The sequence below is a fragment of the Simplicispira hankyongi genome (assembly GCF_003570885.1).
Classification (GTDB): Bacteria; Pseudomonadota; Gammaproteobacteria; order Burkholderiales; family Burkholderiaceae_C; genus Simplicispira; species Simplicispira hankyongi.
Genome location: NZ_QXJC01000003.1, coordinates 301,700 through 320,842, shown reverse-complemented (window position 1 = coordinate 320,842; position 19,143 = coordinate 301,700). Strand labels below are relative to the sequence as shown.

General features: G+C 65.6%; 15 protein-coding genes. 14 read left to right on the top strand and 1 reads right to left on the bottom strand.

Annotation, left to right across the window (positions count from 1 at the left end):
• Positions 1 to 26: 26 nt before the first annotated feature.
• The gene (locus D3F03_RS08200; RefSeq protein WP_245960548.1) at positions 27 to 1,907 is read left to right on the top strand and encodes an NADH-ubiquinone oxidoreductase-F iron-sulfur binding region domain-containing protein; all 1,881 of its coding nucleotides are present in this window, start codon (positions 27 to 29) and stop codon (positions 1,905 to 1,907) included.
• On the top strand, positions 1,904 to 4,762 hold the full coding sequence (fdhF, locus tag D3F03_RS08195) for a formate dehydrogenase subunit alpha (RefSeq protein WP_119108891.1): 2,859 nt from the start codon (positions 1,904 to 1,906) through the stop codon (positions 4,760 to 4,762). Before D3F03_RS08200 ends, fdhF begins: the two co-directional genes overlap by 4 nt.
• Here fdhF and D3F03_RS08190 read toward each other — a convergent pair.
• Complete coding sequence (locus D3F03_RS08190; RefSeq protein WP_119108890.1) at positions 4,728 to 6,785, bottom strand: GGDEF domain-containing protein; 2,058 nt, start codon at positions 6,783 to 6,785, stop codon at positions 4,728 to 4,730. The genes fdhF and D3F03_RS08190 overlap by 35 nt on opposite strands.
• 132 nt (positions 6,786 to 6,917) lie before the next feature.
• Between D3F03_RS08190 and D3F03_RS08185 the strand changes: the two genes are divergently transcribed.
• The 12 genes from D3F03_RS08185 to D3F03_RS08130 all read left to right on the top strand — a co-directional run bounded on the left by D3F03_RS08185 (position 6,918) and on the right by D3F03_RS08130 (position 19,123).
• On the top strand, positions 6,918 to 8,408 hold the full coding sequence (locus D3F03_RS08185; protein ID WP_119108889.1) for an ABC transporter substrate-binding protein: 1,491 nt from the start codon (positions 6,918 to 6,920) through the stop codon (positions 8,406 to 8,408).
• Positions 8,399 to 8,977 (top strand): DUF3305 domain-containing protein, encoded by a 579-nt coding sequence (locus D3F03_RS08180; RefSeq protein ID WP_199665433.1) that lies wholly within the window; start codon positions 8,399 to 8,401, stop codon positions 8,975 to 8,977. The genes D3F03_RS08185 and D3F03_RS08180 overlap by 10 nt, the downstream gene beginning before the upstream one ends.
• Positions 8,974 to 9,639, top strand: coding sequence for a DUF3306 domain-containing protein (locus D3F03_RS08175; protein ID WP_119108888.1), 666 nt, complete (start codon positions 8,974 to 8,976; stop codon positions 9,637 to 9,639). The genes D3F03_RS08180 and D3F03_RS08175 overlap by 4 nt, the downstream gene beginning before the upstream one ends.
• Positions 9,599 to 11,665 (top strand): 4Fe-4S binding protein, encoded by a 2,067-nt coding sequence (locus tag D3F03_RS08170; protein ID WP_119108887.1) that lies wholly within the window; start codon positions 9,599 to 9,601, stop codon positions 11,663 to 11,665. Before D3F03_RS08175 ends, D3F03_RS08170 begins: the two co-directional genes overlap by 41 nt.
• 50 nt (positions 11,666 to 11,715) lie before the next feature.
• Complete coding sequence (locus D3F03_RS08165; RefSeq protein ID WP_119109457.1) at positions 11,716 to 12,294, top strand: TorD/DmsD family molecular chaperone; 579 nt, start codon at positions 11,716 to 11,718, stop codon at positions 12,292 to 12,294.
• A 154-nt stretch (positions 12,295 to 12,448) separates the two neighbouring features.
• Positions 12,449 to 12,658, top strand: a complete 210-nt coding sequence (locus tag D3F03_RS08160) for a formate dehydrogenase (protein ID WP_119109456.1) — start codon at positions 12,449 to 12,451, stop codon at positions 12,656 to 12,658.
• 15 nt (positions 12,659 to 12,673) lie between these two features.
• Positions 12,674 to 15,643 (top strand): formate dehydrogenase subunit alpha, encoded by a 2,970-nt coding sequence (locus D3F03_RS08155; RefSeq protein WP_119108886.1) that lies wholly within the window; start codon positions 12,674 to 12,676, stop codon positions 15,641 to 15,643.
• Between the two features lie 28 nt (positions 15,644 to 15,671).
• Positions 15,672 to 16,319 (top strand): formate dehydrogenase FDH3 subunit beta, encoded by a 648-nt coding sequence (fdh3B, locus tag D3F03_RS08150; RefSeq protein WP_245960547.1) that lies wholly within the window; start codon positions 15,672 to 15,674, stop codon positions 16,317 to 16,319.
• The gene (locus tag D3F03_RS08145; RefSeq protein WP_119108885.1) at positions 16,316 to 16,543 is read left to right on the top strand and encodes a hypothetical protein; all 228 of its coding nucleotides are present in this window, start codon (positions 16,316 to 16,318) and stop codon (positions 16,541 to 16,543) included. The genes fdh3B and D3F03_RS08145 overlap by 4 nt, the downstream gene beginning before the upstream one ends.
• 13 nt (positions 16,544 to 16,556) lie before the next feature.
• Positions 16,557 to 17,786, top strand: coding sequence for a formate dehydrogenase subunit gamma (locus tag D3F03_RS08140; protein WP_119108884.1), 1,230 nt, complete (start codon positions 16,557 to 16,559; stop codon positions 17,784 to 17,786).
• Positions 17,787 to 17,803: 17 nt separating this feature from the next.
• Positions 17,804 to 18,172 (top strand): hypothetical protein, encoded by a 369-nt coding sequence (locus tag D3F03_RS08135; RefSeq protein ID WP_119108883.1) that lies wholly within the window; start codon positions 17,804 to 17,806, stop codon positions 18,170 to 18,172.
• 54 nt (positions 18,173 to 18,226) lie between these two features.
• Positions 18,227 to 19,123 carry a formate dehydrogenase accessory sulfurtransferase FdhD gene (locus D3F03_RS08130; RefSeq protein WP_119108882.1) on the top strand — a complete coding sequence of 299 codons (897 nt, stop codon included), beginning with the start codon at positions 18,227 to 18,229 and terminating at the stop codon, positions 19,121 to 19,123.
• Positions 19,124 to 19,143: the final 20 nt, after the last annotated feature.

The following is a 19,143-nucleotide window of genomic DNA, read 5'->3' as shown; positions in this document are numbered from 1 at the left end:
GCACTGCGCCGCACGGAGGTTACCCAGTGAGCTTTGCCGCGAAGCCTTCTTTCCCCCAAGCCGTCGCCCTTGCCACCCCCGACGCGTTGCGTGCAGGCCTGCGCCGCAATAGCCGGCTCAAGGGCCGCCAGCCGGATGCGGCATCCACGGCCGAGGTGCGGGCCCTCATTGGCGAGTACCCGCCCGAAGGCCATCGCCGCGACCTGCTGATCGAATACCTGCATCTGTTGAACGATGCCTGGCGCTGTCTGCACGACCGGCATCTGGTGGCCTTGGCCCGGGAGATGCGAATACCGATGGCCGAGGTCTACGAGGTGGCGAGCTTTTACCACCACTTCGACGTGGTGCGGGGTGAGCGCGAAGCGCCGGGCCTGACGGTGCGTGTTTGCGATTCGCTCTCGTGCCAGTTGGCCGGGGCGCAGGAACTGCTGGCGCGACTGCCGGGATTTTTTTCAGGGCAGGATGTGCGCGTTGTCCCCGTGCCCTGCGTCGGCCGCTGCGAGCAGGCGCCCGTGGCGGTGGTGCGCCAGACGCCCGTGCCGCACGCCACGCCGGAGGCCGTGGTTTTGGCATCAAATAGGCCTCTAGCGCTTATCGCACCTGCGCTAGCAGCTACTCCTTTCGTAGCATCCGACTGGGCGGAGCGCAGCCTGCCGGACCATGCCGGCCCCACCGGCTACGCCAGCTACCGCGCCCAAGGCGGCTACGCGCTGGCGGCGGCGCTGGTCAATGGCGAGAGGGATGCGGAGGCGGTGCTCGCGGCCATGGAAGGCTCGGGCCTGCGTGGGCTGGGCGGCGCGGGCTTTCCCGCTGGGCGCAAGTGGCGCATCGTCCGCGAGCAGCCTGCCCCCCGGTTCATGGCCGTCAATATCGACGAGGGCGAGCCCGGTACTTTCAAGGACCGGACTTACCTGGAACGCGACCCGCACCGGTTTCTGGAAGGCGTGCTGATTGCCGCGCAAGTGGTGGGCACCGAGGCGGTCTACCTCTACCTGCGGGACGAATACCACGGCTGCCGAGCGCTTTTGCAAGCCGAACTCGCCAAGCTCCGTGCCGACCCGCCTTGCCATCTGCCGCACATCGAACTGCGGCGCGGCGCGGGCGCCTACGTCTGCGGCGAAGAATCGGCCATGATCGAGAGCATCGAAGGCAAACGCGGCATGCCGCGCCTGCGCCCGCCCTACATTGCCGAGCGCGGCCTGTTTGGCAGGCCCACGCTGGAGCACAACTTCGAGACGCTGTACTGGGTGCGCGATATTGTCGAACGCGGCCCAGAGTGGTTTGCCGGCTTTGGCCGGCACGGCCGCCATGGCCTGCGCAGTTTCAGCGTCAGCGGGCGGGTCAGGCAGCCCGGCGTCAAGCTCGCGCCGGCGGGCATCACCCTGCGCGAACTCATAGCCGAATACTGCGGCGGCATGCAGGACGGGCACGAGCTGTACGCCTACCTGCCCGGCGGCGCCTCGGGCGGCATCCTGCCCGCGCGGCTGGCGGATCTGCCGCTGGATTTCGATACCTTGCAACCCCACGGCTGCTTTATCGGTTCGGCCGCCGTCATCGTGCTCGGCCACCACGACCGCGCGCGCGACGCGGCGCTGAACGTGATGCGTTTCTTGGCCCATGAGAGCTGCGGCCAGTGCACGCCCTGCCGCGTCGGCACGGACAAGGCGGCCAGCCTCATGCAAGCGCCGGCCTGGGACGCCGAATTGCTGGACGATCTGGCGCAGGTCATGGCGGACGCCTCCATCTGCGGCCTGGGCCAGGCGGCACCGAACCCGATCCGCTGCGTGTACCAGTACTTTGCGCACGAGGTGGGGCAGGGCCAGCCGATGGGCGCGCCGCCGGGCGATCTGCCACACCCGCACGGCAGATCCCTCACCGAAACCCTGCCACCCGAGGGGGCCGCGTGAGCGCGCCCGATGGCATCGCCTTCGAACTCGATGGCGAAGTGGCCCGGGCTCTGCCAGGCGAGAGCCTGTGGCAGGCCGCCCTGCGCCACGGTGTCGAAATTCCGCACCTGTGCCACACCGACGGCTTGCGGCCCGATGGCAACTGCCGCGCCTGCGTGGTCGAAATTGATGGCGAGCGCACGCTGGCTCCCAGCTGCTGCCGCGCGCCCACGCCCGGTATGCAGGTGCGGGCGCAAAGCCCGCGCGCGCGCGCAGCGCAGCGCATGGTGGTGGAGCTGCTGCTCTCGGATATGCCAGACACCGGCTACCAGTGGCGCGATGGACCAGAGAGCATAAACACTACGGAAACAATAGCTGCCAGCGCAAGTGGCGTAAGCGCTGGAGGCCAAAAAAGCTTAAAAAATGTCGGCCAGCACGGCGAGCTTAGCCAGTGGGCTGAGCGCCTGCAGGTGGCGGTGCGTCCCACGCTCGCAGCCTTGCGCCGCGCGCCGCTGGCGCCCGACGTCAGCCACCCCGCCATGGCGGTGCAGCTCGACGCCTGTATCCAGTGCGGCCGCTGCGTGCGCGCCTGCCGCGAGGAACAGGCCAATGGCGTCATCGGCATGGCGCTGCGCGGGGCCGACGCCCGGCCCGTGTTCGACCTGGACGATCCCATGGGGCTGAGCACCTGCGTAGGTTGCGGCGAGTGCGTGCAGGCCTGCCCGACCGGCGCGCTCAGCGCCAAACCCCTGGTGGGCTCGCAGGCCATGGACCGCAGCGTCGATTCGGTCTGCCCCTTCTGCGGCGTCGGCTGCCTGGTCACCTGGCAGGTGCGCGGTGAAAAAATTGTCGGCGTACAGGGCAGGGATGGCCCGGCCAACGAGGGGCGGCTGTGCGTCAAGGGCCGCTTTGGTTTTGACTACATCCACCACCCCGACCGGCTGACGGCACCCCTGATTCGCAAGCCCGGCGTTCCCAAGGGTATGCCCGAGCCGGGCGCCGACTGGCGCGATACCTTCCGCGAAGCTTCCTGGGACGAGGCGCTGGCGCTGGCCGCGGGGGGCCTCAGGCAGCTGCGCGATGCCCATGGCCCCAAGGCGCTGGCCGGGTTTGGCTCGGCCAAGGGCAGCAACGAAGAGGCCTATTTGTTCCAGAAGCTGGTGCGCTCCGGCTTTGGCAGCAACAACGTCGACCATTGCACGCGGCTGTGCCATGCATCGAGCGTCGCTGCGCTGCTCGAAGGCGTGGGTTCGGGGGCGGTGAGCAACCCGGTGCGCGATGTCGAATTCTCCGAGCTGATTTTCGTCATCGGTTCCAACCCCACGGCCAACCACCCGGTGGCGGCCACCTGGATGAAGAACGCCGCTGCCCGTGGCGCCAAGATTGTGCTGGCCGACCCACGCATCACCGACCTGGGCGCCCACGCCTGGCGCACGCTGGCGTTCCGCGCCGACAGCGATGTGGCGCTGCTCAATGCCCTGTTGCACGCGGTGATCGACGAGGGCCTGGTCAACGAAGCCTTTGTGCGCGAGCGGGTCGAAGGCTTCGACGAACTGTGCGAGCACCTTGCCCCTTTCAGCCCCGAGGCCATGGCACCGGTCTGCGGCATTGCGGCGCCGCTGCTGCGCGAGGTGGCGCGGGCCTTTGCCACGGCCAAAAGCGCGATGATTCTGTGGGGCATGGGCGTCAGCCAGCATGTGCACGGCACCGACAACGTGCGCTGCCTGATTGCGCTCGCCGCCATCACCGGCCAGATCGGCCGGCCCGGCACCGGCCTGCACCCGCTGCGGGGCCAGAACAACGTCCAGGGCGCCAGCGACGCGGGGCTGATCCCCATGATGCTGCCCAACTACCAGCGCGTGGACGACCCGGCAGCGCGGGCGTGGTTCGAGAATTTCTGGGGCCAGCCACTCGACAGCGAGCCTGGCTACACCGTCGTGGAAATCTTGCACAAGGCACTGGCGCCGGACGGCGACCCGCACAAGGTGCGCGGCATGTACATCCTGGGCGAGAACCCCGCCATGAGCGACCCCGACCTGAACCACGCGCGCCATGCCCTGGGCAGCCTGTCGCACCTCGTGGTGCAGGACATCTTCCTGACCGAAACCGCCTGGCTGGCCGACGTGGTGCTGCCCGCCAGCAGCTGGATGGAAAAAACCGGCACGGCCAGCAACACCGACCGCATGGTGCAGCTTGGCCGACGGGCCATCGCCCCGCCCGGGGATGCGCGGGCCGACCTGTGGATTCTTCAGCAAATGGCCTCTGGCATGGGCCTGGCCTGGAACTACCCCGGAGCCCATGATGGCGTAGCGGCGGTGTACGAGGAAATGCGGCAGGCCATGCACGCTTCAATAGCCGGCATCACCTGGGAGCGGCTGGAGAGCGAAGGCAGCGTCACCTACCCCTGTCTGTCCCTGGACGATCCCGGCCAGCCCATTGTTTTCACGGAACGCTTTCCCACCGCCAGCGGCCGCGTGCGCCTGGTGCCTGCGGGCCTGGTGCCAGGTGATGAGCAGCCTGATGCCGACTACCCGCTGGTGCTCATCACGGGCCGCCAGTTGGAGCACTGGCACACCGGCAGCATGACGCGGCGCAGCCACGTGCTGGACGCGATCGAGCCGGTAGCGACTGCGTCCATGAATGGCGCGGCCATGGCGCGGCTGGGCCTGGCCGCGGGCGAGCGCGTGGTGATTGCCTCGCGCCGGGGGCGGGTTGAGGTCCTGCTGCGCCAGGACGACGGCACGCCCGATGCCACGGTGTTTCTGCCCTTTGCTTACCGCGAAGCGGCCGCCAATTTGCTGACCAATGCAGCGCTGGACCCCTTTGGAAAAATTCCCGAAGTCAAGTACTGCGCGGTGGCGGTGGTGAAACTGTAGGGTCTGGCGCTGCTCCGCTGCCCACAAGCGCGGTGCTGGAGGGGGCTTCGGCCTGCGCCACCACGGCATCGCGCCCGCCCTCCTTGGCGGCATAGAGGGCCTGGTCGGCCTGGTGAATGAGGTGCAGGCTCTCGCGCTCGGCATTGGCCTGTGCTCCGGCGCGGCCCAGTTCTTCGCTGCGCATCGCGGTTTTGGTCTGCGCGGTGGCGACGCCAATGCTGACGGTGACCACGGTGGCCACGCCGGACGCCGCGTGCACGATCGCCAGCTTGCGCACGGCAAGGCGCAGCTTTTCGGCAATGGCTTGCGCCTCCGCGCGGCCGGTAGCCGGCAGCAGCACGGCAAATTCTTCGCCGCCGTAGCGCGCCACCAGGTCGGTCGCCCGCGCGACTGTGCGCGCCAGTGCCTTGGCGACCTTGCGCAGGCACTCATCGCCTGCCAGGTGGCCATAGCGGTCATTGAACGCCTTGAAATGGTCGACGTCGATCATCAGCACCGACAGGGGCGCCTGGATGCGCGCTGCACGCTGCCACTCCACCGTCAGGGCCTCGGTGAGCGCGCGCCGGTTGGCGACGCCCGTCATCGGGTCCTGGCGCACCAGGGCTTCGAGCGCCGTGCGGTATTGCCCCAGTTTTTCTTCCGCGCGCTGGCGTTCGGTAATGTCCTGCACCGTGCCCGTCATGCGAGCGTTGGCACTGGGGGCGTCGTGCTCGCCCCACATGTCCACCCAGCGTTCTTGGCTTCCATCGACAAGGCGGTACTGCATGCGCAGTGGCTTGCGCTCGCGCAGTGCCTCGTCCAGCCCCGCCAGCACCTGCGCGCGATCCGCCGGATGCACCTGCGCCAGCCACTGCGTTCGCGCCACGGGCGCTTCGGGCGTGAGACCAAACAGCTCGCTGGCCATGGGCGAGAGCGTAAAGGTGTCCCCACTGCGCTCGTACACGTAGTAGCCCACCAACGCCGCTTTTTGCGCGCTCTCCAGCCACTGCATGTTCTGCGCCAGCTTGTCCTTGAGCGCGCTCTCGCGCAGCCGCGCCCGCCACTGCCAGCCGCCCAGCAGCAGCGCAGCGATCAGCACGGCGGCACTCACCGGCAGGCTTAGTACCCACAGTTCGCGCGTGGCCGCCTCGCCAAAAGCCTCATTCACTTCGATTTCGGAGACGAGAAGCCAGGGGGATTCGGCAATGGCGTTGACCACAGCGATGACAGGAGTGTTCCGGTCATCACGTCCGTAGAGCAGGCCGCGCGCGCCTGCGACTGCCTGCACCAAGGGTCTGGCCGTGTCCGACGCGGAGACCACGGTCGGTGTTTCCAACTCGCCATGGCGGCGCAGCGGAGTCAGCAGCAAGGCATCTTTCCCCTGTGCTTGCACAAGAACCGATTCGGCCGTTTCGCTTGCCGTGGGCCAGGGGGAGAGCAGGGGGTAGAGACTGGTGCGTACGTCCATCACCAGCCACACGGCGCCCAGCGGGCGAGTGCCGTCAAAGATGGGCGCCATCAGGCTGAAGAACGGGAATGCAAAAAATGGGGCGCGCCGCGGCTCGACTATCGCTGGCGCTGCACTTTCTATGGCGTGAGCGAGCGCTTTCTTTTCCGCATCGGGCACCGTTTTGCTGCTGTTGCCCATGGATACGGTGCCATCCGGGGCGACAAAGGACACGACGCTGTAGCGTGCCCGCTCTTGCAGAATGCGCAGCCGCTCCTGTACGAAGGCTGTCGCTTCATGTTCTGTCTGAGGCGCGCTTTGCCAGCGTGCCACTGCCTGCGCGAACAGGCTGTCGTCCGTCAGGGCATTGGCGTCTGCCAGGCGGCTGGTCCGCCAGTCGGCCACCGCCTGCGCCTGCAAACGGCCAATCGTCTGCAGCTCGCGCTCAGCCTGGTGGCGGTGCATCAGCTTGCGCTGCTCATACACAGTGGACAGTGTCCATACGAGCAACGCGCCGACGAGGAGCGCGATGAGCGCGGCCAGCCGTGCGAGCAGGCTGCGGCTTGGAGCGCGAAACAGTCGGCGGGGTACAGGCATGGACAAAGGACGAAGGAAATGCGGGTGCGATCAGACGTGGCAAGCAATGGCACACTATGTCAGATTTTGTAAACAGACTTGCAATTCCCGGGGGCTTGGGGTCCAGGGAAAACACGCAGGAGAAGGGCAGAAATGTTGCGTTTAGCGGTTCATTTCCTTGTCGCGCTGCTGCTGGCAGTGCCGGGCCCGGGTGCGGTGGCGCAAGCACAAACGGTTTCTTCGCGCGTGGTGTTCAGCCTGTCCCTGGAGCCTGGCGGCCTTGACCCGACCATTGCGCCGTCAGCTTCCATCGGCGAAGTGGTGCACTACAACGTGCTTGAAGGTCTGATAAAAATCGAAGAGAGTGGTGCCACCACGCCTTTGCTGGCCAGCAGTTGGAAGGTCGAAGAGGGCGGCACCACCTACCGCTTTGTGCTGCGCAAAAACGTGCACTTTCACGACGGAGCGCTTTTTGACGCCGCGGCCGTGCGCTTCAGTTTTGAGCGGGCCATGGCGCCAGGCTCGGCCAACAAATCCAAAAAGTCGTTGTTCGACAACATCGCCAGCATCGAAACGCCTGATCCCTACACCGTGGTGCTGCATCTGCGCCATCCAGACGCCAATACGCTGTTTCGCCTGGGCGAGGGCCCGGCCGTAGTGCTGCACCCGGCGAGTGCCGCGCAGGCCGTCACGGCGCCGATCGGCACGGGCCCCTACCGATTTGAGAGCTGGAAACGCGGCTACGGAATCTCGCTCGTCAAGTTCGAGGGCTACCGCAATGCGCCTGACGTGCACATCCGGGAGGTGCTGTTTCGCTTTATCAACCAGCCCGCGGCGCAGGCCGAGGCCCTGGAAGCACGCGAAGTGGACGTGTTCTTCAATATCGCCACCCAGGCCGTGGCACATTTCCAGGCCAATAGCGCCTACCAGGTGCTGATCGGGGCATCCAGCGGCAAGGGCATGCTGGCGATCAACAACCGAAAAACACCGCTGAACGACGTGCGCGTGCGCCGCGCCATCGTGCATGCCATCGACCGCGAGCGTTTCATTCAGGAGGTGCTCGACGGCCGTGGGAAAGCCATAGGGAGCCACTTTTCACCCACCGATGCAGGCTATGTGCACCTGGCGGGCCTCTACCCCTACGATCCCGAGCGTGCGCAGGCGCTGATGCGCGAAGCCGGCGTGGCCTTGCCGCTCAAGCTCAGGCTGACGCTGCCCCCCACGCCGTACGCGCGTGGGGGCGCGCCACTCATCGTCGCTGCGCTGGCGCGCATTGGTATTGAGGTCGAGACCCAGGAAGTGGATTGGGCGCACTGGATGTCGGGGCCGTTCAGTGGCAATTTCGACCTCACGCTCATTAACCATGTAGAGCCGCTGGATTACCAGATCTACACCGATCCAGACTACTATTTTGGCTATGACAGTGCCGAGTTCCGCGATCTCGTTGCCCGCCACGCCGCCAGCGGCAACGCGCGTGAGCGCCAAGTGCTGTTTGCGAAAATCCAGCGCAAGCTGGCCGCCGATGCCGTCAACGCCTGGATTTTTGCTCCGCAAATCAGCACGGTGGCGCGCAAAGGGCTCAAAGGCTTGTGGATGAACTACCCCATCTTCGTACACGACCTGGCAGCGCTGCGATGGGAGTGACGCCGCATGAGGCCGAAGGGGTGGCTTTGCACCCCAGCCTGGAGGTGGCCGTGGTGATGCGGCGCGCCAAGGTTCAGGGTCCGCAAAGCCGCTGGCAGACTTGGCGCTGGGCCCCTGAAGAGGTCGTGCCGCACGAGCCGGCCTTCGGCACCGAGCCGCGAGTCTTGCGGCAATCGCAAGACGAAGCGCGCTGGTTGTTCCCGGCCCTGCGCGTGGAGCTGTTTCGTGACGACGCAGAGGGCTACCACCTCAATCTCGATTCACCTGCACCTTGTTGGTTTGTGCTCTGGCGGCTTGACGAAGCACCGCAAGCCGATGGCGAGCCGCTGGCGCGCCCTGTGGCGGTCAGCCTGAGCTACCACGACGCAGGCCGTTGGCTTGACGCGCAGGAGTCGGTGGACCAATTGCCTGCCGACCCGGTGGTCGTGCAATGGCTGCAGGCGTTTGTGAACCAGCACTACCAACCCGAGCCGCGCAGGCGCCGGCGGCCGCAGAGCTTCCAGGCGCTGACGGACCGCTTCGGCAACCCGGCGTCCGTCAGCACCTTTAAAAAGCGGGACGGGTCATGAGCGACGGTTTCCTGGGACGTTGGTCACGCCGCAAGCAGGAGGCGCGGGAAGGGCGCGGCGAGGCGCCAGAGCTGTCCGTAGAGCCGGCCCGCGAAAAGCCATTGGCGGCGCCGACTCCGGTTGCCGCGCCACTGGCGCCCTCAGGGCTTGCGCCTGGGGCACCGTCTGAACTTGCTCCCACCCTGGCCGAGGCGCAGACGCTTACACCCGCGTCTGACTTTTCCCGTTTTGTCTCGCGCGCCGTGGCGCCTGAAGTGCGCAACGCCGCCATGAAGCGGCTCTTTCGCGACCCGCATTTCAACGTGATGGATGGGCTCGATACCTACATTGGCGACTACAGCGGCGCCGATCCAATACCGCTGGCGACCTTGCGCAAGCTGGCCAGTGCGAAGTTTCTCGGCATGGTGCCGGCTGAGGACGAGGCCGCTTCACAGACGGCCGCCCAACCCGGGCCCACACTGCCAGACCCGGAAAATCAGAGTACCCCTTTGGCGCCAGACGTGGCACAGTCGCAAGGCGACCTCGCGCACCACGGGCAGGCCGCCGTGCCGCACCTTCCTTCGCCAGCCACCGCCAGCCCAACGCCCCATGCCCACGCTCCTCTGCGATTGCAACCGGACCATGCCCCTCCAGACGGACAGTCTGGGGACGGCGATCGGTGAGTCCCTCACGCTCCACTCCACGCTGTGCCGGCGCGAAGCCGGGGCGTTCCAGAACGCCATCCGCTCTGGTGAAGAAGTGCTCGTCGCATGCACGCAGGAGCGCCGCCTGTTCAGCGAACTGGCTGAACAGACCGAGGGGGCTGTCTCGCCGCTGCGATTCGTCAATATTCGTGAAACCGCAGGCTGGAGCAGCGAAGCGCCGCGCGCCACACCCAAAATTGCGGCGCTGATTGCGGCAGCACGTTTGCCCGAGCCTGAGCCAGTGGCAACGGTACCGTTTCACAGTACCGGGCACTTGCTGATCCTCGGCCCGCTGGATGCCGCCGAACGCGCGGCGGCCTTGTTTGGCGAGGACTTCTCTATCACGCTGTTTGCGACTGGCCCCGGCGATGCGGGCGGCATGCAGGAGCGGCGCTACCCGGTACTTGCTGGCCGCATCACCCGTTTGCACGGCTGGCTGGGCGCGTTCGAATTGTCCTGGCAGGCGGACAACCCCATCTCGCTGGACGTGTGCACGCGTTGCAATGCCTGTGTGCAGGCCTGCCCGGAAGGCGCTATCGGGCTGGATTACCAAATCGACATGGCCTTGTGCCGCTCGCACCGCGATTGCGTCAAGGCGTGCCAGGTGGCCGGAGCGATCGATTTCCAGCGCCCGCTGCAAACGCAAACCGAGTGTTTTGATTTGGTGCTCGACCTGCGCAGCAGCGCTGCGACGCCGACGTTCAACCAGCATGCGCCGCCACAAGGCTATTTGCGCTGGGATGGCCGCGACCTGGCTGCCCTGCTGGCCCTGCGCGCCTTGGTGGGGGATTTTGAAAAACCGCGTTTCATCACCTACGAGCAGAAAATTTGCGCGCACAGCCGCAATGGCGCCGTCGGCTGCCGTGCCTGCCTGGACGTGTGCTCGGCAGAAGCCATCGCCAGCGATCCCAAGCACCAGCGGGTAGAGGTGAACCCGCACCTGTGCGTTGGCTGCGGCGCATGCACGACGGTGTGCCCCACGGGCGCCATGGCGTACCGGGCGCCGGGCATTGCCGACCAGGGCTTGCGTCTGCGCACCGTCCTGACGCACTACGTTGCGGCAGGGGGGCGCGACGCGGTTCTGGTGCTGCATAGCCAGGAGCGCGGCCTGGCGTTGGTCGAGGAATTGGGCCGCGCCGCCCAACTGGGTGTGGCGAAGGGGTTGCCGGCAAGCTGCATTCCCTTGGGGTTGTGGCACACGGCCAGCACCGGCATTGAGCTGTGGCTCAGTGCCCTGGCCTGGGGCGCTGCGCGGGTGGTGCTCGTCGTCACCGAGGAAGAAGCGCCGCAGTACCTTGAAGTCCTGCAACAGCAGGCCGATGTGGTCGAGGCGATGGTGACCGGCCTCGGCTACCCTGCGGGCGCAGTGCAGCTGCTGCACTGCAAGGCACACACCGATCTGGATGCGGGATTGCAGGCCCTGCTGGGGTCGCGGCGCGCGGCCATCGCGAGGCCCGCCCGGTTTGCCGCAGCGCCGGAGAAGCGCAGCACGCTGGAAATGGCGTTGGACCATTTGCTCGCGCTTGCGCCGCTTGTTCCGGCGGGTGCCACGGCCATCGAACTGCCGGCGCCCGGCGCACCGCTGGGCGAGGTGCTGGTCAACAAGGACCGCTGCACCCTGTGCCTGAGCTGTGTCAGCGCCTGCCCGGCGGGCGCGCTGCTCGACAACCCGCAACTGCCCCAGCTGCGCTTCATCGAAAAAAATTGCGTCCAGTGTGGTTTGTGCGAAACCACCTGTCCGGAGGACGCCATTGGGCTGCACGCGCGCCTCTCACTCTCGCCCGATCGGGCACAGGCGCGTGTGCTGAACGAGATGCCGCCGTACGTCTGCATCCGCTGTGGAACGCCCTTTGGCACGCTCAAGGCGATTGAAGGGATGCTCGGCAAATTGGCGGGCCATGCCATGTTCCAGGGTGAGGCGCTGGAACGTCTCAAGATGTGCGGAGATTGTCGGGTGATTGACCTGTATTCTTCCTCCAACGAGCGGAAAGTGATTGATCTGTGAGCACTGTGCACCCTTTGCATGTCGTGGCCAGCACGGGCCTCGACGAAGAAATGGCCCGCGCCGAGGTCTACGGGCTGCTCGCACAGTTGTACTACGCGGCGCCCGACGGTACGCAGCTTCTGGCCTTGCGAGCCGCCATCACCGAAGCGCCCGCGGCGGGCGGTTTCCTGGAAGAGCCATGGCAGCAGTTGGTCAGCGCGGCGCGCGAATTGGACGCTCTTGCACTGGCCGCCGAATACGACGCCCTGTTCGGCGGGCTGGGCAAACCGGAGATTTACCTCTACGCCTCGCACTACCTGAGCGGTTTTCTGAACGAGCGGCCCCTCGCCAAGCTGCGCGGCGACCTTGCCGCGCTAGGGCTTGCACGCAGCGACGCCATGTCCGAGCCCGAAGACCACGTCGCCTGCATTTGTGAAGTGATGCGCTACCTGATTGCCGGTGACGATGGCGCCGTGTGCCACCTTGCAGGCCAAAGCCACTTCTTCGCCACCCACGTGCAGCCCTGGGTTCCCGCTCTGTGCGAGGCGCTGCTCGCGCATCCCAAGGCGCGGTTCTGCCGGGCGCTTGCTGCTTTTACGCAGGCGTTTGTGACGGTAGAAGCGCAAGGCTTTGACATGCTGGACAGTTAAGCAAGGTTTCGGGGCGGCTATCGCGCCCGCGCGCCTCCCAGGATGGTCGGCGGGATGATTTTCTCGGGTTTTCCCTATATCCAATGGGGAGAAGCGGCTTAGACTGGGTATGCACGCCGTTTCATACAAATCGCATGCCCTGATGGAGATCCGCATGTCCGACCCCAAGTCCCAAGCCTCACGTCGCCGCTTTTTTGCTGGTGCCGCTACCGTAGGGGCCGCCGCCGCTGCAGTCACCGTTCTCCCTGGACTTCCCGCTTCGGTGCCTGCCCGCGCTGAGGCAGCGCCACCCCCACCGGAGCGCGGCGGCGGCTACTGGCTGTCCGAGCATGTGCAGCGGTACTACCAGTCCACCCAACTTTGACCGGCGGAGTGCAGCATGTTGTTGACCCGAAAAGTTCCTTCCTCAGGCGCATTGGTATCCGCTGAATCGCCTTTTGTTCACAGCCTGCGCCGCGGCCTTGCGCACGCTATCCCTACCATGGACCGCCGCGCCTTTCTGCGCCGCTCGGGTCTGGGCGTGAGCGTGGGGCTGGCCGCTGCGCAACTGAGCCTGATCAAGAAGGCCGATGCGGCCGATGCCCCTGCTGCTGGCGGCGACAAGAGCGGCATCGTCGTGCGCCGCACGGTGTGTTCGCACTGCTCGGTGGGTTGCGCGGTTGATGCGGTGGTGGAAAACGGTGTCTGGACGCGCCAGGAACCGGTGTTTGACTCGCCCATCAACATGGGCGCGCACTGCGCCAAAGGGGCTGCTTTGCGCGAGCACGGCCATGGCGAATACCGGCTGCGTTATCCGATGAAGCTGGTGAACGGCAAATACGAACGCATCAGCTGGGACACGGCGCTGAGCGAGATCACTGCCAAAATGCAGGAGCTGCGCAAGGCCAGCGGCCCAGACAGCGTGTACTTCGTGGGCTCGTCCAAGCACAACAACGAGCAGTCGTACCTGCTGCGCAAGTTCGTCAGTTTCTGGGGCAGCAACAACTGCGACCACCAGGCGCGCATCTGCCACAGCACCACGGTGGCCGGCGTAGCCAACACCTGGGGCTACGGCGCCATGACCAATTCGTACAACGACATGCAAAACAGCAAGTGCGCGTTGTACATCGGCTCCAATGCGGCGGAAGCCCACCCTGTCAGCATGCTGCACATGCTGCACTCCAAGGAAATGGGTTGCAAGATGATTGTGGTGGACCCGCGCTTCACCCGCACGGCAGCCAAGGCCGACGAGTACGTGCGCATCCGCTCGGGAACCGATATTCCTTTCCTCTTCGGCCTGCTCTACCACATCTTCAAGAACGGATGGGAAGACAAGCAGTACCTGCACGACCGCGTTTACGGCATGGACGCCGTGAAGGCCGAGGTGATGGCCAAATGGACGCCCGACAAGGTCGAGGAAGCCTGTGGCGTCAAGGAAGAGCAGATGGCGCGTGTGGCCGAGATGATGGCCAAGAATCGCCCGTCCACGCTGGTGTGGTGCATGGGTCAGACGCAGCACAGTATTGGCAACGCCATGGTGCGCGCCTCATGCATCGTGCAGTTGGCGTTGGGCAACGTTGGCAAGAGCGGCGGCGGTGCCAACATCTTTCGTGGCCACGACAACGTGCAGGGTGCGACCGATATTGGCCCGAACCCTGACTCCCTGCCGGGCTACTACGGTATCGCCGAAGGCTCATGGAAGCACTTCGCCAAAGCCTGGGGCGTGGACTATGAGTGGATCAAGGGGCGTTTTGCCAGCCCGGCCATGATGACCAAATCGGGCCTTACGGTTTCGCGCTGGATCGATGGCGTGCTGGAAAAGAACGAGCTGATCGACCAGGATTCCAACCTGCGCGGCGTGTTCTTCTGGGGCCACGCGCCCAACTCGCAGACGCGTGGTCTGGAGATGAAGCGCGCCATGGACAAGCTCGACCTGCTGGTGGTGGTGGACCCGTACCCCTCAGCCACCGCCGCCATGGCCGCCATGCCGGGCAAGCCAGAAGACCTGAACCCCAACCGCGCGGTGTACCTGTTGCCGGCCGCCACGCAGTTTGAGACCAGTGGCTCGGTGACGGCGTCGAACCGCTCCCTGCAATGGCGCGAAAAGGTCATTGAGCCGCTGTGGGAAAGCCGCAGCGACCACATGATCATGTACCAGTTCGCACAGAAACTGGGCTTTGGGCCGGAACTGGTCAAGAATTACAAGATGCAAAAGGTCAAGGGCCAGGACGAGCCCGTGATCGAGGACATCCTGCGCGAAATCAACGGCAGCATGTGGACCATCGGCTACACCGGCCAGAGCCCCGAGCGCCTCAAGGCGCACATGCGCAACATGGGCGTGTTTGACGTGAAAACACTCAAGGCACGCGGTGGCAAGGACAAGGAAACCGGCTACGACCTTACTGGCGACTACTTCGGACTGCCCTGGCCTTGCTACGGCACGCCCGAACTCAAGCACCCCGGCAGCCCCAACCTCTACGACACCAGCAAGCACGTCATGGACGGCGGCGGTAACTTTCGCGCCAACTTTGGCGTGGAAAAGGACGGCGTCAACTTGCTGGCCGAAGACGGCTCGCATTCGCTGGGTGCCGATATCACCACCGGCTACCCCGAGTTCGACCATGTGCTGCTCAAGAAGCTCGGCTGGTGGAACGACCTGACCGATGCTGAAAAGCAGGCGGCCGAGGGCAAGAACTGGAAAACCGACATGTCGGGCGGCATCCAGCGCGTGGTCATGCAGGTGCATGGCTGCCACCCCTTCGGCAATGCCAAGGCGCGCGCCGTGGTGTGGAACTTCCCTGACGCGATTCCCTTGCACCGCGAACCGATTTACGGCACGCGCCCGGATCTGGTCGCCAAGTACCCGACGCACGACGACAAGCGCAATTTCTGGCGCCTTCCCACGCTCTACAAAAGCCTCCAGGACAAGAACGTCGCCGAAAAGGTGTACGAGAAATTCCCGCTCATCCTCTCTTCGGGCCGCCTGACCGAATACGAAGGCGGGGGCGAGGAAACCCGCTCCAATCCCTGGCTGGCCGAACTGCAGCAAGAGGCCTTTGTCGAGATCAACCCCAAGGCTGCGGCCGATCGCGGCATCCGCAACGGCGACCGCGTCTGGCTCAGTTCCCCCACCGGGGCCCGGCTCAACGTCCAGGCCCTGGTGACAGAACGCGTCGGGCCCGACACCTGCTGGATGCCGTTCCACTTCTCGGGCCGCTGGCAGGGCGCGGACATGCTGGCGTACTACCCCGATGGCGCGCACCCCGTGGTGCGCGGCGAGGCCGTCAATACGGCCACGACCTATGGCTACGACTCCGTGACCATGATGCAGGAAACCAAGACCACGGTGTGCAACGTGGAACGTGCGTAACCGGCCCGCCCGCCAGCAGGAGACAGCAATGGCAAGAATGAAATTCATCTGCGACGCCGAGCGCTGCATCGAGTGCAACGGCTGCGTCACGGCGTGCAAGAACGAGCATGAGATCCCCTGGGGCGTGAACCGCCGCCGCGTGGTCACGCTCAACGACGGCGTGCCGGGGGAAAAATCCATCTCCGTCGCGTGTATGCATTGCAGCGACGCGCCCTGCATGGCGGTGTGCCCCGTCAATTGCTTCTACCGCACCGACGAAGGCGTGGTGCTGCACGACAAGGATGTTTGCATTGGCTGCGGCTATTGCAGCTACGCCTGTCCTTTTGGCGCACCCCAGTTCCCGTCGCAAGGCAGCTTCGGCGTGCGTGGCAAGATGGACAAATGCACCTTCTGCGCTGGCGGCCCGGAAGTGAGTGGCAGCGAGGCGGAGTTTGAAAAATACGGCCGCAACCGCTTGGCAGAGGGCAAGCTGCCAGCCTGTGCCGAAATGTGCTCCACCAAGGCCTTGCTGGCCGGCGATGGCGATGTGGTGGCCGATATCTTCCGCACCCGCGTCGTGCAGCGCGGCAAGGGGGCAGAAATCTGGGGCTGGGGCACCGCCTATGGCGCCCAACACAAGGGCCAGGGTGAAGGCCAGGGAAATGGCCAGCACAAAGCGGAAGGAGCCCAATCATGAGCCGACTCTCTGTCTGTCTCGCGGCGGGTTTGTGCCTTGCGGCCCTGAGCGCTTGTGGCGAGCGGCCTCAGCCGAACCGAGGGACGCTGGACACCGCCGCATACGAAGGCGCGAAGGATGCGTTTGTCGATGCGGGCTGGAAGGTGGGAGACAAGAACAGCTGGGAGCAGCATCTGCGTGCGCGCATGCAGCGTGGCCAGAACGACTATTCGCGCATGCCGTGAGGGGAGGCGGGCCATGAACCAGTTCCTCTCGACCCTCGTATTTGCCACGGCTGCACTGGTGGTCACGCCGGGTATTGCGCAGCCGGCGGCTGCGTCTCCTGCGGGGAGCCAGCAGTCAGGCCCAGTAGGTGTGGCGGCGCCTGCGCCAAGTGGGTCGGCCAGCCAAGCTGCCGCTGGCGCCATTCGCAGCCAGAACATTTTTGACGTGCAGCCTGACGCCAGCACGGAGCCGGGCTACCGCGACCAAACCAATGGGGAGCGCGCCAAGGTGCAGCCAGGCAACAATGCGCCGATGTGGCGCCAGGTGTCGGGCGGCATTACCGGCTACAGCAGCCTCCCGGCCAGCCAGGCACCGGAAGCAGGCAACCTCATTCAGGGCTTTGTGGACTACCCCTTCATGCGCGAGACCAACGCCGGAGAAGCCTGGCGGCAGGTGCGCAACCGCTGGATTCTTCCGTACGGCGCGGCCTTGCTGGGTATCGTGGTGCTGGCCCTGGCCCTGTTCTTCTTGGCCAAAGGCCCGCTCGGCCACACGCACCCCGAGTCGGAGCGCAAGTTCGAGCGTTTCACCCCCTTTGAGCGCGCTGCGCATTGGTCCAACGCCTTTGCCTTCGTGGCCCTGGCCACCTCGGGCCTGGTGATGGCGTTCGGCAAGTTTTTCCTGCTGCCCGTGCTGGGCCTGTCCCTCGCGGGCTGGCTCGCGTATGCGCTGAAATACGTGCACAACTTCATGGGGCCCTTGTTCGCCGTGTCTTTGGCCATCATCGTCCTCACCTTCGTCAAGGACAACATTGCCAATCGGGCTGACTTCCATTGGCTGATGAAACTCGGCGGCTTGCTCGGCGACGCGCAAGTGCCCTCGCACCGCTTCAACGCCGGTGAGAAAGGCCTGTTCTGGTGGGGCATCACGATTCCCGGCATCTTCGTCGTCGGCTCGGGTCTGGTGCTTGACAAGCTGATTCCGGGTGTGGGCGAATTGCGCGGCCAGATGCAGATCGCGCACATGCTGCACGCCAGTTTGGCGCTGTGGATGGTGGCGCTCCTCATCGGCCATATCTACATGGGCACCATCGGCATGCGCGGCGCCTACCGCGCGATGAAAACCGGCTATGTTCCCGAGGGCTGGGCCCTGGAACACCACAAGCTGTGGGCCGATGACATCCGTGCCGGCCGCATTCCGGCGCAGCGCAGCGGCGACGGCGCCCCTGCACCGGAGCGGCCCGCTGCCCCGTTGCAGGCTTGAACCTGGAGAGCTCCGCCATGAAACGCACACTTTGGTTGCTTGCATTGTCTGCCCTGATCGGTTCGGCCTGGGCCAAACTCCCACCTCCGGCACCCGAGGCGGCTGCCAAAGCCGCAGAGAGCGCCGCGCGCGCCAAATGGGCGGGCCAGATGGACGCGTTCCAGCTATGCCAGGTTCAGGACCGCATTGCCGCCAAGTTTGGCAAACCCCGGCAAGCCGATGCATCTGCCATGCCTGCCTGTGTGCAACCGGGGCCGTTTGCCTATACGCCGCCCGCCGAAAAACCCATGGAAGCCTCTGGCGCCCACTCGCCAACGGGCAATGCCAGCAGCCCGCCCAGCACGGGCGCGCCAACCCAACCGATGCAGGCGGCGCCCAAATCCTGAGGGCATTGCACGCGGCAGGCGTCGGCGCGGCGCAAATGGCGCTACGCTGAGGCCATGACACACGCGCCCGCCATTTCCAAGCCGCTCGCAACTGCGCTAAAGGGTGGCGAATTGCCGCGCCTGACTGACGCACATGCGCCGCTCACGCACGCCGTCGAAGCCATCAACGAGCGGGGCGAGACAGAGCTTGTGCACATTCCCGCCGAGCGCGCCCTGACCTTGTACGTCGACAAGCGCGAGCTCGTCACGCTGATGACCTTGGGTGCATACCCCGAGCTGCTGGTGCTCGGCTATTTGCGCAACCAGCGGCTGGTGGCCGATGCGAGGGACATCGAGTCCATCACGGTGGATTGGGACGTGGGGGCTGCGGCGGTGAAGACGCGGCGTGGCATAGAGCGCATCGAAGAGCGCACCGCCAGCCGCGTCGTCACCACCGGTTGCGGCCAGGGCAGCGTGTTTGGCGCACTGATGGACGACGTTGCCAGCATTGCGCTCCCGCCCGCGCGCATCACCCAGGGCGAGCTTTATGGCCTGGTCAACGCCATCCGCCTCAAGGAAAGCACCTACAAATCGGCCGGCTCGGTGCATGGCTGCGCGCTGTTTCGGGGCAGCGAGCTGCTGGTGTTTGTCGAGGATGTTGGCCGTCACAACGCCATCGACACCATTGCCGGCTGGATGTGGATGCAGCCCCATACGGTGCAGGGTGGCGACAAGGTGTTCTACACCACGGGCCGCCTGACCAGTGAGATGGTCATCAAATCGGCCCAGATGGGCGTGCCCATCGTCGTCTCGCGCAGCGGCATGACCCAGATGGGGCACGCCGTCGCCGCGCAACTGGGGCTCTGCGCGATTGGCCGCGCCACCAACCGGCGTTTTGTCTGCTATACCGGCGCCGAGCGGCTGGAGCTGCAACCCGAGCTGGTCGGGGAATTTGGCCAGGGGCGCGTTTGAAATTTCTCTCTTTTCCACGC

Bases quoted from the DNA above. Each gene is read 5' to 3' on its own strand.
- D3F03_RS08190 (WP_119108890.1), bottom strand. From the start codon at position 6,785: ATGCCTGTACCCCGCCGACTGTTTCGCGCTCCAAGCCGCAGCCTGCTC.
- D3F03_RS08185 (WP_119108889.1), top strand. From the start codon at position 6,918: ATGTTGCGTTTAGCGGTTCATTTCCTTGTCGCGCTGCTGCTGGCAGTG.
- D3F03_RS08180 (WP_199665433.1), top strand. From the start codon at position 8,399: ATGGGAGTGACGCCGCATGAGGCCGAAGGGGTGGCTTTGCACCCCAGC.
- D3F03_RS08175 (WP_119108888.1), top strand. From the start codon at position 8,974: ATGAGCGACGGTTTCCTGGGACGTTGGTCACGCCGCAAGCAGGAGGCG.
- D3F03_RS08170 (WP_119108887.1), top strand. From the start codon at position 9,599: ATGCCCCTCCAGACGGACAGTCTGGGGACGGCGATCGGTGAGTCCCTC.
- D3F03_RS08165 (WP_119109457.1), top strand. From the start codon at position 11,716: ATGGCCCGCGCCGAGGTCTACGGGCTGCTCGCACAGTTGTACTACGCG.
- D3F03_RS08160 (WP_119109456.1), top strand. From the start codon at position 12,449: ATGTCCGACCCCAAGTCCCAAGCCTCACGTCGCCGCTTTTTTGCTGGT.
- D3F03_RS08155 (WP_119108886.1), top strand. From the start codon at position 12,674: ATGTTGTTGACCCGAAAAGTTCCTTCCTCAGGCGCATTGGTATCCGCT.
- fdh3B (WP_245960547.1), top strand. From the start codon at position 15,672: ATGGCAAGAATGAAATTCATCTGCGACGCCGAGCGCTGCATCGAGTGC.
- D3F03_RS08145 (WP_119108885.1), top strand. From the start codon at position 16,316: ATGAGCCGACTCTCTGTCTGTCTCGCGGCGGGTTTGTGCCTTGCGGCC.
- D3F03_RS08140 (WP_119108884.1), top strand. From the start codon at position 16,557: ATGAACCAGTTCCTCTCGACCCTCGTATTTGCCACGGCTGCACTGGTG.
- D3F03_RS08135 (WP_119108883.1), top strand. From the start codon at position 17,804: ATGAAACGCACACTTTGGTTGCTTGCATTGTCTGCCCTGATCGGTTCG.
- D3F03_RS08130 (WP_119108882.1), top strand. From the start codon at position 18,227: ATGACACACGCGCCCGCCATTTCCAAGCCGCTCGCAACTGCGCTAAAG.